This is a genomic window from Aquimonas voraii (assembly GCF_900101825.1).
Lineage (GTDB): Bacteria > Pseudomonadota > Gammaproteobacteria > Xanthomonadales > Xanthomonadaceae > Aquimonas > Aquimonas voraii.
The window spans coordinates 380,022-393,749 of record NZ_FNAG01000001.1 but is presented as its reverse complement, the minus strand read 5'-3'; the positions used below and the strand labels follow the sequence as shown (position 1 = coordinate 393,749).

13 protein-coding genes and 2 tRNA genes are annotated in these 13,728 nt (G+C 67.8%); 9 read left to right on the top strand and 6 right to left on the bottom strand.

Annotation, left to right across the window (positions count from 1 at the left end; genetic code table 11):
* Positions 1–7 precede the first annotated feature (7 nt).
* Genes BLP83_RS01660 through BLP83_RS01645 form a run of 4 tightly spaced genes read left to right on the top strand, consistent with a single transcriptional unit; the run spans position 8 to position 4,728 of the window.
* Complete coding sequence (locus tag BLP83_RS01660) at positions 8–907, top strand: hydroxymethylglutaryl-CoA lyase (RefSeq protein WP_091238015.1); 900 nt, start codon at positions 8–10, stop codon at positions 905–907.
* A gap of 24 nt (positions 908–931) precedes the next feature.
* Entirely contained in the window at positions 932–3,331 is a 2,400-nt protein-coding gene (locus BLP83_RS01655; RefSeq protein WP_091238014.1) for a serine/threonine-protein kinase, read from the top strand.
* A gap of 21 nt (positions 3,332–3,352) precedes the next feature.
* Positions 3,353–4,057, top strand: a complete 705-nt coding sequence (locus BLP83_RS01650; RefSeq protein ID WP_218121165.1) for a sensor histidine kinase — start codon at positions 3,353–3,355, stop codon at positions 4,055–4,057.
* A complete protein-coding gene (locus tag BLP83_RS01645; protein ID WP_091238011.1) occupies positions 4,054–4,728 on the top strand; it encodes a LuxR C-terminal-related transcriptional regulator in 675 nt (224 codons plus the stop codon). The genes BLP83_RS01650 and BLP83_RS01645 overlap by 4 nt, the downstream gene beginning before the upstream one ends.
* 290 nt (positions 4,729–5,018) lie before the next feature.
* Here the strand turns inward: BLP83_RS01645 and BLP83_RS01640 are convergent.
* The 6 genes from BLP83_RS01640 to pmbA all read right to left on the bottom strand — a co-directional run bounded on the left by BLP83_RS01640 (position 5,019) and on the right by pmbA (position 8,314).
* A tRNA-Arg gene (locus BLP83_RS01640) sits at positions 5,019–5,095 on the bottom strand.
* Between the two features lie 181 nt (positions 5,096–5,276).
* Positions 5,277–5,369 (bottom strand) — tRNA-Ser (locus BLP83_RS01635).
* A gap of 81 nt (positions 5,370–5,450) precedes the next feature.
* Positions 5,451–5,660, bottom strand: coding sequence for a carbon storage regulator CsrA (gene csrA / locus BLP83_RS01630; RefSeq protein WP_091238009.1), 210 nt, complete (start codon positions 5,658–5,660; stop codon positions 5,451–5,453).
* Between the two features lie 210 nt (positions 5,661–5,870).
* Entirely contained in the window at positions 5,871–6,359 is a 489-nt protein-coding gene (locus tag BLP83_RS01625; protein WP_091239387.1) for an NUDIX hydrolase, read from the bottom strand.
* Positions 6,360–6,470: 111 nt separating this feature from the next.
* Positions 6,471–6,896: a DUF4870 domain-containing protein gene (locus BLP83_RS01620; RefSeq protein WP_091238008.1), complete on the bottom strand. Its 426-nt coding sequence runs from the start codon at positions 6,894–6,896 to the stop codon at positions 6,471–6,473.
* A gap of 92 nt (positions 6,897–6,988) precedes the next feature.
* The gene (gene pmbA / locus BLP83_RS01615; RefSeq protein WP_091238006.1) at positions 6,989–8,314 is read right to left on the bottom strand and encodes a metalloprotease PmbA; all 1,326 of its coding nucleotides are present in this window, start codon (positions 8,312–8,314) and stop codon (positions 6,989–6,991) included.
* A 73-nt stretch (positions 8,315–8,387) separates the two neighbouring features.
* Here pmbA and yjgA point away from each other — a divergent pair, with 73 nt between their 5' ends.
* The 5 genes from yjgA to pyrH all read left to right on the top strand — a co-directional run bounded on the left by yjgA (position 8,388) and on the right by pyrH (position 13,642).
* On the top strand, positions 8,388–8,972 hold the full coding sequence (gene yjgA, locus BLP83_RS01610) for a ribosome biogenesis factor YjgA (RefSeq protein WP_091238004.1): 585 nt from the start codon (positions 8,388–8,390) through the stop codon (positions 8,970–8,972).
* A gap of 45 nt (positions 8,973–9,017) precedes the next feature.
* A complete protein-coding gene (locus BLP83_RS01605) occupies positions 9,018–10,175 on the top strand; it encodes a methyltransferase domain-containing protein (RefSeq protein ID WP_218121164.1) in 1,158 nt (385 codons plus the stop codon).
* A 77-nt stretch (positions 10,176–10,252) separates the two neighbouring features.
* A complete protein-coding gene (gene htpG / locus BLP83_RS01600; protein ID WP_091238002.1) occupies positions 10,253–12,142 on the top strand; it encodes a molecular chaperone HtpG in 1,890 nt (629 codons plus the stop codon).
* Entirely contained in the window at positions 12,139–12,558 is a 420-nt protein-coding gene (locus BLP83_RS01595) for an RNA-binding S4 domain-containing protein (protein ID WP_245679928.1), read from the top strand. The genes htpG and BLP83_RS01595 overlap by 4 nt, the downstream gene beginning before the upstream one ends.
* A gap of 355 nt (positions 12,559–12,913) precedes the next feature.
* On the top strand, positions 12,914–13,642 hold the full coding sequence (gene pyrH, locus BLP83_RS01590) for a UMP kinase (protein WP_091238000.1): 729 nt from the start codon (positions 12,914–12,916) through the stop codon (positions 13,640–13,642).
* Positions 13,643–13,728 lie beyond the last annotated feature (86 nt).

Genomic DNA, 13,728 nt, shown 5'->3' with positions numbered 1-13,728 from the left:
AACATCCATGGACCACGTACGCATCGTCGAAGTCGGCCCGCGCGATGGCCTGCAGAACGAGAAGACCCTGCTGCCGGCCGCACTCAAGATCGAGCTGATCGAGCGCCTGGCCGCCACCGGCCTGCAGACGGTCGAAGCCACCAGCTTCGTCAGCCCGAAGTGGGTGCCGCAGCTGGCCGATGCCGCCGAGGTGTTCAGCGCGATCGCGCGCCGGCCCGGCGTGCGCTATCCGGTGCTGGTGCCGAACCTGCAGGGCTATGAGCGCGCCAAGGCGGTCGGCGTCGAAGAGATCGCGGTGTTTGGCGCGGCCTCGGAAGCCTTCTCGCAGAAGAACATCAACGCCGGCATCGAAGAGAGCCTGCAGCGCTTCGCGCCGGTGATCGAGGCCGCCCGCGCCGACGGCATCGCCGTGCGCGGCTATGTCTCGACCGTGCTCGGCTGCCCTTACCAGGGCGAGGTGCCGGTGGCGGAGGTCGTGCGCGTCGCGCAGCGTCTGCACGCGATGGGCTGCTACGAGATCTCGCTGGGCGACACCATCGGCGTCGGCACGCCGCGGAAGGCGCGAGCGATGCTCGAAGCCGTGGCCAGCGTCGTTCCGATGTCCGCGCTCGCCGTGCATTTCCACGACACCTATGGGCAAGCCATCGCCAACATCGCCGCCTGCCTTGAGGCCGGTGTGCGCGTGGTGGATTCAGCCGTCAGCGGCGCCGGCGGTTGCCCTTACGCCAAGGGCGCTTCAGGCAATGTCGCCAGCGAGGACGTGCTCTATCTGCTGGAAGGCCTGGGCTTCACGCACGGCGTCGATGCCGATGGCCTCGCCGGGACCGGCCAGTGGCTGGCCGAGGCGCTGGGTCGTCCAAACGGCAGCAAGGCGGGACGGGCGCGGATCGCCAGCCGCGCCGGCTGATCGACACCACACGCGGGGGACGCGATGACGGCAGGACCGGAAGACCCGACGACACGCGCACTCGACTCCGAGCCCGGCGTGGAGGCCGCCCACGGCCTGCCGGAGCGTATCGGCCCGTTTCGGATTCTCGGCCTGCTCGGCGAGGGCGGCATGGGCCGCGTCTATCGCGCGCTGGAGCACGCGCCGCTGCGCGAAGTCGCGCTGAAGGTCGCCGGCCTGCCGACGCGCGCGGCGCTGGAGCGCTTCGCGCGCGAGATCGAGCTGCTGGCGCAGCTGGAGCATCCCGGTATCGCTCGCCTCTACGCCACCGGCGTCGACGTGCACAGCGGACTTCCCTGGCTGTCGATGGAGCTGGTGCCCGGCGAGGACCTCGCCCGCTGGGTCGCGCGTGCGCAGCCCGATCGCGAGACGCTCCTGCGCGTGCTGCTGTCGATCTGCGCGGCCGTGCAGTACGCCCACGGCCGCGGCGTGCTGCATCGCGATCTCAAACCCTCGAACGTGTTCGTGGCGCCGGACGGCAGTACGCGCGTGCTCGACTTCGGCATCGCCCGCCTCCTGCAAACCGGGGAGAGCCGTGACCCGACGCTGACCGTCGCCGGCCAGATCCTCGGCACCCTGCCCTACATGGCGCCGGAGCAGCTGGCCGGCGAACCGGTGGACGTGCGCGGCGACGTCTACGCGCTGGGCGTGATCGCCTACGAACTGCTCGGCGGCCAGCTGCCCTATCCGCGTCTGCGCACGGCCTCCGCTTTCGAGGCGCTCGACATCGTCCGCGCGGGCGATCCGCCGCCGCTGGCGTCCCTGAGCCGACACGCGCAGGGTGACCTGGGCGAGGTCGTGATGAAGGCGATCGCGCCCGAGCGAGGGCGTCGCTATGCCAGCGTCGATGCGCTCGCGGCCGATCTGCACGCGGTGCTGGAAAGCCGCCCCGTCAGCGCACGCGCGCCCACACCGGCCTATCTGATTGGCCGCTTCACCCGGCGCCATCGCGCGCTGAGCATCGCTGTGGCGGGTATCGCCTGTGTGCTCGTCGCGGCGACTGCCGTTTCGCTGCGCTTCGCGTGGTCCGAGAACAAGGCCCGCGCCGAAGCCGAGGCGCGCGCCACCGAGGCGCAGGCGATTGGCGACTTCCTCACCAGCATGCTGCAGTCCGCTGACCCCGAGCGCAGCCTGGGCAGGGAGTTGCGGGTCAATGAACTGCTGTTCGGCGCAGGCGAGGCCCTGCAGGCCGATGCCAGCATGCCCGTCGTGACCCGGGCCCGACTGCTCGGCGCGCTGGCCGATGCCCACCTGGGCCTGTCCGACGGCCAGCGCGCGGCGGAGCTGCTGGAAGCGGCTTTGGCGCTGCCCGAAGGCGAAACGATGGCGGATCTCCGCCTGCGGCTTGCGATCCAGCGACTCAATGCCGATCTCGTCAGCGGCCAGTTCGATGCCATCGATCCGCGAGCCGAGGCACTGCTCAAGCAGTTCGACGACGCGATACCCGCCGAGCAGCAGCTGGACATCGAACAGATCCGCCTGCGTGCCCGCATCGAAAAGGGGGAGCGCGAGAGCGCGCTTGCCGACCTGCAGACAGCGCTGCAGCGCGCCGACACGAGCCTCGGCGCCAGCCACCGGATCACTCTCGCCCTGCGCCACGATCTGGCATCCGTGCTGCAGCTGCTGGGACGCTTCGCCGAAGCCGCCGAGGTCAATGCCGCCTCGGTCAGCGCCTATCTGCTGCGCTACGGAGCAGACCATCCGCAAACGCTGTACGCCCGCAACCTCGCCGCCACGCTCAAGTTCCGCTTGGGCGACGAGACAGGCGCCTTGGCTGATCTCGAGGACGTGTACACGGCGCGACGCCGCATGCTCGGCGAGACCCACCCCTCCACCCTCAGCAGCGGATTGAACCTGGCCACCGCCCTGGTCAACCAGGGCGAGGCCAAGCGCAGCGAGGACCTTGCACGCTCCGCGCTGGAGGGCCTGAGCGACCGCTTCGGACCCGATCACCGTCTCGCGCTGAATGCCCGCGACACCCTTGCCCTGGCGCTGGAAAAGCAAGGTCGGATCGACGAGGCCGCCGACCTGCATGCCGCGACCCTCGAGCTCTACCGCTCGCTGGGCCGACTCGAGGCGCCGGAAGCGCTGGGCGTGCTGAACAATCTCGCCATGCTGCGCATGGATGCGCGGCAGCTGGACCAAGCCCTGCGCCATTTCGACACCCTGGTCGAACGCGCACGCCAGTCGCTGGGCGCCGAGCATGTCTACACCGGGATGTTCATGGGCAACCGCGCGCAGTGCATGGCCGAACTCGGGCGCTTCATCGAAGCGCGCGAGGGCTTCGAGACCAGTCTGGCCGTCCTGCGTGCGACTTTGGGCGAAGATCACCCGCGGACGCAGCGGGTCCTGAACCAGTACGAAGCGATCCTCGGGGAGCGCTGAGTGGCTGCGGTGCTTTCTGCGTTGGCACTCATCGCCCTGGCCGTCTGTGGATGGCTGTGGCGGGAGCGCCAGCGGCTCCTGGCGCGGCTTGCCGCCCAGCAGGCCCTGTTCGCCGAACAGTCCCGGGCCGAGCGCGCGCGCGTCCGCCAGCAGACAGCCCTGGAAGAGCGGGAGCGCATTCATCGTGATCTGCACGACGATCTCGGCTCGCATCTGCTGCAGATGATCTACACCGCGCCAAGCCCCGAGCATGCCGATCAGGCTCGCGCCGCGCTGCAGAACCTGCGCGACGTCGTCAGCCGTTCGCGCGGCGAGCCGGGCAGGCTGTCGGATGTGCTTGCCGACATCGAGGCAGAAGCGCGACAGCGGCTGTGGGCGGTCGAAGCGGAACTCGTCTGGGAGCAGGCCGACGGCTTGCCCGACCCGCAGCTGGATTCCGGTCAGGCGCTGCATCTGCATCGCATCGTTCGCGAGGGCATCAGCAATGCGATACGTCATGCCAAGGTGCGCCGCCTTCGCCTGCGGGCCCGCCCTGACGGCGCACATCTGCTGCTGGATGTGACCGACGATGGCTTCGGCACGCCCGCGGACCTGCGTGAAGGACGCGGCATGGACAGCATGCGCAGTCGCGCCGCCGAACTGAAGGGCCAGATCGACTGGACACCGGGCACCCAGGGCGGAACCAAGATCGTGCTGCGCTTCCCGCTGCCCGAGGGCGGGCCATGAGCGTGCAGGAACCCGGTTCGACATCGCCGCGCAGCGCGCTGCTGGTCGATGACCTCGCGCCCGCGCGGGCGTGGTTGCGCGCTGCCCTGAGCGAAGCGTTCGCGGGCATCGACATCCATGAGGCCGGCGATATCGCCGAGGCCAACCGCGTGCTTGCTCGCCTGCCGGCGCCGCCCGCGCTTGCGCTGATCGATCTGGGGCTGCCCGATGGCAACGGCACGCGCATCATCGAAAGTCTGCAGCGCAGCGGTGCGGCCACGCTGTGCGTGGTCAGCACCGTGTTCGATGACGATGCCCATGTGTTTCCGGCGCTGCGCGCGGGCGCCCAGGGCTATGTGCTGAAGGACCTGCCCGCACGCGAACTCGCGCGCATGCTGCGTGGCATTCTCGACGGCCAACCGCCGCTTTCGCCCAGCATCGCTCGCCGACTGCTGCGGCAGTTCCAGCGGCCGGAGACCCCGGCGAACACGACTGCCTCGGAAGCGCTTACTGCCCGCGAGGCCGAGGTGCTGCAGCTCATCGCCAAGGGCTACACGGTGCAGCAGACTGCAGCCGCACTGGGGCTGTCGCCCCACACCACCTCGGGTTACGTGAAGGACATCTACCGCAAGCTTCGGGTCAATTCGCGCGCCGAAGCCACGCTGGAGGCCGCGAAGATGGGCCTCGTGTAGCGCTCTTGAGGTTCACACGAAGCTCCGCGCAAGGCGTGTCCAAGGGCGCGCACCGCGCGCGTCCGATCACCTTGGCGAGATCAGCACCGCGCGTCGGAGACCGTGGATCTCACGCGAGCACTTGAGAGCGTGGCCAAGCTCGGAGCCCCGCAGACCATGGACTCAAGCAAGCGCCGCAGGATTCCATCCGCAATCGCAGGAGCGATCCCGACTCTGCCGCGAGTACCACGCACTGCCCGGACTCAGGGCAAGAAAAAAGCCGATCGATTGCTCGATCGGCTTTCCCTGTGTGGCGCGCCCGGAAGGATTCGAACCTCCGACCCCCAAGTTCGTAGCCTGGTGCTCTATCCAACTGAGCTACGGGCGCCTAGAAGCGAAATTATGCGGGGCAACCGCCATTTCGTCAAGCCCCGCGATGCCGTTTTTTGCATCGCTGTGCGAACACGAAACGCACTACACCCCGATGCTTCAGCCGTGGAACAACCGACCACTGCCGGATGCTCTTGGCTCAAATCGAAAGGGGCCTCGCGGCCCCCTCGATGTGCATCTGGCGGAGAGAGAGGGATTCGAACCCTCGATAGAGCTTTTGACCCTATACTCCCTTAGCAGGGGAGCCCCTTCGGCCTCTCGGGCATCTCTCCGGTTTTGCAGGCGCCGGGCCATCAGCCCAACACCGCAGAGCGCGCAACTATAGACGAGCCGCTCGCACTGGTAAAGCCTGATCACGCAGACGGTTCGCCCTCGGCAGGCGCCTTGGTGGCTTCCGTGCTTTCCGAGCGGATTCGCTGGTAGATCTCTTCGCGATGCACGGCAACATCCTTCGGTGCCCCGATGCCGATGCGCACCTGGTTGCCCTTCACGCCCAGCACGGTCACGGTGATCGAATCACCGATCATCAGGGTTTCGCCTACGCGGCGAGTCAGAATCAGCATGCCACCTCTCCTTGCGCCTGTTTCGCAGGGCCTTGGGCGCCTTACCCCCGACGCGACACTCTCGGCGCTTGCAGCAAGCGCGGTGCCTTGCGTCGCCCCACGGCCATGCCGGCCTTCCTTAGTGCACACGCAGCGCGTGTGACATGTCCGAGCGACTATAGCCAAGCGTTCCAGGCTTAGCAATTCCTGAACGGGGCTCGCCAAAGCACGCTACAGGCGGCTGTAGCTCCAGCTCTGCATACGCCCTTCGCGGTAAGGCATGACCCCGTGGAAGGGGCGAGGGTCGGCGTCGAAGACCAGCGGCAGGAAGTGCCGGTCACCTTCCCACATCGGCAGCTCCATCAGCCGCGTGCGCTCGACCCAGACGAGATCACCCTCGGCGTTGCGCTGCGGCACCTCGCCCGAGAAGCGGTCGATCAGGAAGATGAAACCCAGCCAGTCCTCGCCGCGCTTGCCGAAGCCCGGCCAGTTCAAGGTGCCGCGCAGCTGCATGGACAGGCATTCGATGCCGGCTTCTTCAAGGATCTCGCGGCGCATGCCGGCGGCGATGTCCTCCATCGGTTCGAGCTTGCCGCCGAGGCCGTTGTACTTGCCGAGGTGCTGGTCGTCGGCGCGCGCGTTGCGGTGAACCATCAGCACGCGCTGACTGTCGGGCGAGAGCACATAGCCGAGCGTGGCGACGATGGGCGTATAGGGCATGCTGGCGTGCACCTTGGCGGCAGAGCCGGCAAGGATAGCGGCAGCAGCGCGCTGCAGAAACGCAGACGCCCCGCACCAGGCGGGGCGTCTGGAGTCAGTCGAGCGAACTCCTTACTTGATCAGGCGCAGGATGAAGGGGTAGCGGTACGCGACTCCCTCATTGGCCTTGATGCCCGCAAGAATGGCGAAGATCAGCCAGGCGACACACAACACCAGGCCCAGAGGCGCGGTCAGGAAGATGGCGAGCCCAAACGTGATCAGGGTCAGCACGATGAGGGCCAGACCGACCAGAAGAAGGGTCAGGTTGAAGTTCACCGCTTCCTTGCCCTGGTCGTCGATGAAGGCCGATTCGTTCTTCTTGATCTGCCACATCACCAGCGGCGCGATGATGTTGCCGAGCGGAATGAAGAAGCCGATGAGGGCCGAGAGATGCACGAACAGAGCGAACTGCTTCTCGCTGTTATCCGGGCTGAGACCGGCCGGCGGCTCCGGCGGCTGATTGAACGGAACGTTCGGGGTTTCGGGCGTGTCGCTCATCTTCAGCTCCTTGCAAGAAGTGGATTCAACCGGGGCGGTATCCCTACAGCCCGCACGTTGTCGCGCTGTCGGCCAAGGATGTCAAGGAACGCTCAAGAGCCTTCGCCGCCACCCGCAACCGTCATGCGCCCGATCAGGATGGAGCCAGTGCGGATATGTGACCGCGGGTCGATGTCGCCACCGACCGCCTCGATATCGCGGTACATGATCTTCAGGTTGCCCGCGATGGTGAACTCGTCCACAGGCCAGGCGATCTCGCCGTTCTCGATCCAGAAGCCAGCCGCACCACGGGAATAATCGCCGGTGATCGTGCTGACGCCCTGCCCCATCAGCTCGGTCACCAGCAGGCCGCGACGGATACCGCCCAGCAGATCCTCGAAAGGTTCGCCACGGCCTTCGACGATGAGGTTGTGTACGCCGCCGGCATTGCCTGTGCTGGAAAGGCCCAGCTTGCGCGCGCTGTAGCTGCCGAGGATGTAGCGCGCGAGCACGCCATCACGCACCAGGTCGGAGTCCACGGTCGCGACGCCTTCCGCATCGAAGTTCGCCGAGCGCAGTCCGCGCGGGATGCGCGGACGCTCGCGCAGCTGCATCCAGGTCGGCAGGACCTGCTGACCGCAGGCATCCAGCAGGAAGGAGGCCCGCCGGTAAAGGGCACCGCCCGAGGCCGCCGACAGCAGATGGCCGATCAGGCTGCGGGCCACTTCGGGCGCGAACAGCACCGGGAATTCGCCGGTCGGCGCCTCGCGCGGATCGAGCCGACGCAGAGCGCGCTCGGCCGCACGGCGGCCGATGCTTTCCGCGGCTTCGAGGTCCTCCGCGGCGCAAGCGCTGCTGTACCAGTAGTCGCGCTGCATGCCTTCACCCTGGCCGGCGATCAGCGAGCAGCTGATCGAATGGCTGGTGCTGCGCTCCGCCCCGAAGAAACCATGCGAATTGGCGTAGATGCCCAAGCTCGTGCCGCTGCTCACCGAGGCGCCGTCGGAGTTGGACAGCCTCGGATCCACGGACCTGCCGGCCGCCTCGCAGGCCAGCGCGAGCTCGACCGCGGCATCTGCACTGAGCCCCCAGGGGTGCCAGAGGTCCAGATCAGGGAATTCGCGAGCCATGCGCTCGGCGTCGGCCAAGCCCGCGCAGGGGTCGGCTTCCGTATGGCGGGCGATGGCGCAGGCCTGCTGCACGCTGGTCTCGATCGAGCCGAGGTCGAGGTCGGCCGTGCTCGCGCTGCCCTTGCGGCCGCCGAAGAAGACGGTGATCGACAACCCTCGGTCGCGGGTGTGCTCGACGGTCTCGACTTCACCCATGCGCACGTTGACGGAAAGGCCCGAGTCTTCGTTGACGCCAACCTCGGCCTGATCGGCGCCGAGCGCCCTGCAGCGCTTCAGCGCATCCTCGGCCAGCTCGGCCAGACGGGCCATGGATGCATCGATGGAAAGAGCTTGTGCGCCCACTCACGTATCCTTGCTGGTTTGGACCCCGCCGGCGCCCGCCATGAACCGCCACGACGACAGCGAAGAATTTGATTTCGAAGACCGCGGCCCCAGCCGCAGCCAGCAGCGCCGCGACGCCCTGGCCGTGTTCGAGCTGGCCGAGCGGCTGGTGGCATTGTCCGACACCCAGCTGAAAAAGGTGCCGTTGGACGACGCCCTGCGCGCAGCCGTGCAGCATACGCGACGCATCACCCAGCACATCGCCCGCAAGCGCGAGACCCAGTACTTGGCCAAGCTGCTGCGCCGCGACGAGGATGCCGTCGACGCGATCCGCGCGCATCTGGAGATCGACCGCGATGCGCAGCGCCGCGAGAACGCGCGCTTTCATCGCCTCGAAGCCCTGCGCGACCGGCTGATCGACGACGAGTCCGCCCTGACCGAAGTGATCGAGACCTATCCCGAGGCTGACCGCCAGCAGCTGCGTCAGCTGATCCGCAAGGCCCGCGACGAACGCGCCGCCGACCGCCCACCGGCCGCCTACCGCGAGCTGTTCAAGCTGCTGCGCGGCCTGGATGACGCGCAGCTCAAGGCGAACCAAGCCGACGCGGGTCACGAGTCCGAAGACGACGAGGACGGCCGCGACTGATCCCAGCCCGAGGCTGGCCCCACCTCGCGCTCGAACCTGCAGGCTGTGAATCCCCACTCCCCAATCCCGAATCCCGGCCTCCACTGCCCGCACTTCGCCGCGGCCCGCTGCCGCTCCTGCGGCTGGATCCAGCGCGGCTACGCGGAGCAGCTGGCGGACAAGCAGGCGCTGGCCGAGGCGCGCATCCGCGGCTCCCGTCTGCGCTGGCTGCCGCCCCAAGCCAGCGCGCTCAGCGGCTTCCGCAACAAGGCCAAGATGGCGGTGGGCGGCAGCATCGAGTCGCCCATCCTGGGTCTGGTGGATCTCGGGGACCACGCGGTCGATCTCGCTGACTGCTTGCTTTATCCACCCGCCCTGCACGCCGCCTTCGAGCCGCTCCGCGACTTCATACGCGCGGCCCGCATCACGCCCTACTCGCTGGCGGAGCGCCGCGGCGAGCTGAAGTACCTGCTGCTGACGATCGCGCCCTCGGGCGAGCTCGGCCTGCGCTTCGTGCTGCGCTCCAGAGAGCCGCTGTCGCGCATCGAGAAGCACCTGCCGTCGCTCAGGCTTGCCCTGCCCTTGCTGTGCCCGGTCTCGGTGAACCTGCAGCCCGAACACAAGGCCGTGCTGGAAGGCGAGACCGAGATCCTGCTGCCCGGGCCGGACAGCCTGCGCATGGTCCTGAACGGCATTCCGCTGCACTTGAAGCCGCGCAGCTTTTTCCAGACCCACACCGCGCTGGCCGCAGCGCTGTACGCGCAGGCCGCACGCTGGGTCGCCGATCTCAAACCGGACCGCCTGCTGGACCTGTACTGTGGGGTGGGCGGCTTCGGCCTGCACTGCGCGCCGCATGCCATCGCGGTCATCGGCCGGGAAATCAGCCCCGAGGCCATCGCCAGCGCGCAGCGCTCGGCTGACGAACTGGGCCTGTCCAACGCACGTTTCGAAGTCGCCGACGCCAGTGCCGGGGCCGCCGTAGCCGGCACGGTCGACGCCATTGTGGTCAATCCGCCGCGCCGCGGCATCGGCGCGGAGCTGTGCGCGGCGATCGAGGCCAGCACGGCGCAGACGCTCATCTATTCGAGCTGCAATGTCGACAGTCTGGCTGCGGATCTGGCACGCCTGCCTTCGTTCGCGCCCGTCGAGGCGCAGGTGCTGGACCTGTTCCCGCACACCAGCCACTTCGAAACTCTGGTCTTGCTGCGGCGACAAGCGGCTTGAAAACCGCCCCGCCCCGCCCCATTCCGGGGCGGCTGGTGCTCACGCACCCTTGATCCCCACCTGAACCCGGAGGCCCCATGAGCCAGGTCGAGACCCATGCCTTCCAGGCCGAGACCCGCGAGGTCCTGAAGCTCGTCATCCACTCGCTGTACTCGCACAAGGAGATCTTCCTGCGCGAGCTGATCTCCAACGCCTCGGACGCCTGCGACAAGCTGCGCTTCGAAGCGGTCACCGATGCCAGCCTACTGGGCGGCGACGGTGATCCGGCGATCGAGCTGGTGGTGGATGCGCAGGCGCGCACGCTGGAGATCCGCGACACCGGCATCGGCATGAGCCGGCAGGAGCTGATCGAGCACCTCGGCACCATCGCCCGCTCGGGCACCCGCGCCTTCATGGCCCAGCTTTCGGAAGCGCAGAAGGGCGATGCCCAGCTGATCGGCCAGTTCGGCGTCGGATTCTATTCCGCCTTCATCGTCGCCGACCGCGTCGATGTCGTCAGCCGCCGCGCCGGCAGCGACGAAGCCTGGCGCTGGAGCTCGGACGGCAGCGGCGAGTTCACCCTGGAGCCGGCCGAACGCGCCCAGCGCGGCAGCTCGGTGATCCTGCACCTGAAGCCTGAGGAAGATGAGTTCCTGCAGGCCTGGACACTGAAATCGCTGGTGCGCCGCTACAGCGACCACATCGCGTTTCCGATCCGCATGGCCAAGCCGGTCGAGGCCAAGGAGGGCGAGGAAGCTGCAGCGCCCGAGCTGGAAACCCTCAACGAGGCCAAGGCCCTGTGGACCCTGCCCAAGGCCGAGATCAAGGACGAGGACTACCAGGCCTTCTACAAGCACATCAGCCACGACTTCGCCGATGCGCTGGCCTGGACCCACAACCGGGTCGAGGGCAATCAGAACTTCACCAGTCTGCTGTATGTGCCCGAGCGCGCGCCCTTCGATTTCCAGTTCGACCGCGACCAGCGCAAGGGGCTGAAGCTCTACGTCAAGCGCGTCTTCATCATGGATGCCTCGGAGCAGATGCTGCCCAGCTACCTGCGCTTCGTGCGCGGCGTGGTCGACTCCGACGACCTGCCGCTGAACGTTTCGCGCGAGCTGCTGCAGAACAACCGCCAGATCGAGAAGCTGAAGTCGGCCGTTTCCCGCCGCGTCCTCGACCTGCTGGATCGACTGGCCCGCGAGGACGGCGACAAGTATCTGAAGTTCTGGAACGCCTTCGGCAGCGTGCTCAAGGAAGGCGTCAGCGAGGACACCGCCAACGCCGAGCGCATCGCCAAGCTGCTGCGCTTCGCCAGTACCAAGAGCGCCTCGGCCGACCAGCTGCATTCGCTGGAGGACTACGTGGCGCGCATGCCGACCGGGCAGAAGGCGATCTACTATCTCACCGCCGATGGCTGGACGGCGGCTGCGAACAGCCCGCAGCTGGAGGCGCTGAAGGCACGCGGCATCGAGGTGCTGCTGATGCACGAGCGCATCGACGAGTGGATGAGCGGCTATCTGCGCGAGTTCGACGGCAAGCCGATGAAGAACATCGCCAAGGGCGAACTCGACCTCGGCGACCTGCCCGATGCCGCGGAAGTGAAGAAACAGCATGAGGAAGCCAGCAAGGCGGCGGCGCCGCTGCTGGAAGGCCTGAAAGCCGCGCTGGGCGAGCGCGTGCGCGAGGTGCGGGTGTCGCAGCGCCTCACCGAGTCGCCGTCCTGCCTGGTGCTGGAGGAATACGACATGGCCCTGCACCTGCAGCGGATGATGCGCGCCGCCGGCCACGACGTGCCCACGCCCAAGCCGATCCTCGAGATCAATCCGCAGCACGCCCTGCTCAAGCGCTTCGAGAGCGAGAGCGAAGGCGAGCGTCGCGAGGAGCTGGCCCTGGTCCTGTTCGAGCAGGCCCAGCTGGCCGAGGGCGCGCCGCTGGAGGATCCGGCCGGCTTCATCCGTCGCGTCAATCGCCTGCTGCTCGCGGCGTGAGCGGACCCGGTTCGACAGGCTCGATCGAGGCGGACAGCGTCCGCCTCGACGTTTGGCTGTGGGCGGCGCGCTGGTTCAAGACCCGGGCGCTCGCCAAGGCACAGATCGAGGCGCACCGGATCGAGGTCGACGGCCAACCGGCCAAGCCCTCGCGCGGCGTGCGTATCGGCACCAGACTCGCGATCGAACGCGCTGGAGAGCGCTACGAGGTCCAAGTTCTTGGGATCTCCGACACCCGCGGGCCGGCCCCGGTGGCGCAGGCTCTGTACCTCGAATCCGAGGCCTCGAAGGCACGCCGCCTCGAACAGGCCGCACTGCGCGCCGCTGAGCGCGCCGGCTACCAGGCGCCGGAAACGCGCCCGAACAAGAAAGCCCGCCGCCTGATCCGCGCGCTGGGCGATATCGAGATGCTATAGGGTGGGCCCTGGCCCACCATAAGCTCCACACCGCCCCACCCTTGAGTCACCACGCCTCGCGCGCGCGGCACGTGGGGCCGTTTCGCTGCACATCCCTGGTCCAGAGCCGCGGCGGCGCAGCCAACCACCGACGACGGAGCCATGCCTGAAGCATGGTCGAGGCCATGGTGGGCCAGGGCCCATCCTGTGAGTCGACGCGACCGTGCCGCACGCCGGCGATCCAATACGCGCCGCTCACGACTCCCTCGAAACGCCCGATCTCCGCCCGATTTCTTCGCATTCCCTGCACCGCTGTGCAGCAGAGATCGTCGCGAACCGCTAGAATGCGGCGGTTTTGTGCCGCCGGAGAGCCCCAGTGAACAGCGCCCCCCTGAAGTATCGACGCGTCCTGCTCAAGCTCTCCGGTGAAGCCCTGATGGGCCGATTCGATTACGGCATCGACCCCGAGGTCATCCGTGGGCTCGCGCAGGAGGTGCTGGACGCGAGCCGGGCCGGCGCCGAAATCGGACTCGTCATCGGCGGCGGCAACATCTTCCGCGGCGCGGGTCTGGCCGCCGCCGGCATGGACCGCGTCACCGGCGACCACATGGGCATGCTGGCGACGATCATGAACGCGCTGGCCATGCAGGACGCGATCGAGAAGATCGGCGGATACGCCCGCGTGATGAGCGCCATCAAGATCAATGCCGTGGCCGAGGACTACATCCGCCGCCGGGCGGTGCGCCACATCGAGAAAGGCCGGATCGCGATCTTCGCCGCCGGCACCGGCAACCCCTTCTTCACCACCGACTCCGCCGCCGCCCTGCGCGCGGTCGAGATCGGCGCCAACCTGATGCTGAAGGCGACCAAAGTCGACGGCGTCTACGACTCGGACCCGAAGAAGAACCCCGAAGCCAAGCGCTACGAGCGCCTGAGCTACGAGGACGTCATCACCCGCAATTTGCAGGTGATGGACACCGCCGCCATCGCCCTCTGCCGCGACTACGGCATGCCGATGCGGGTCTACGACATGGGCGTGCCCGGCAACCTGATGCGCATCCTGCGCGGCGAGCCGATCGGCACCCTGGTCGATCGCGGCGCCTGAGGCGCTGGTTGCACTGCGGATTGCCAGTGCGCCGGGCTGCGCCTATAAACCACCACCCCATTTGAACAGGCCGGCGCCCTGCCGCC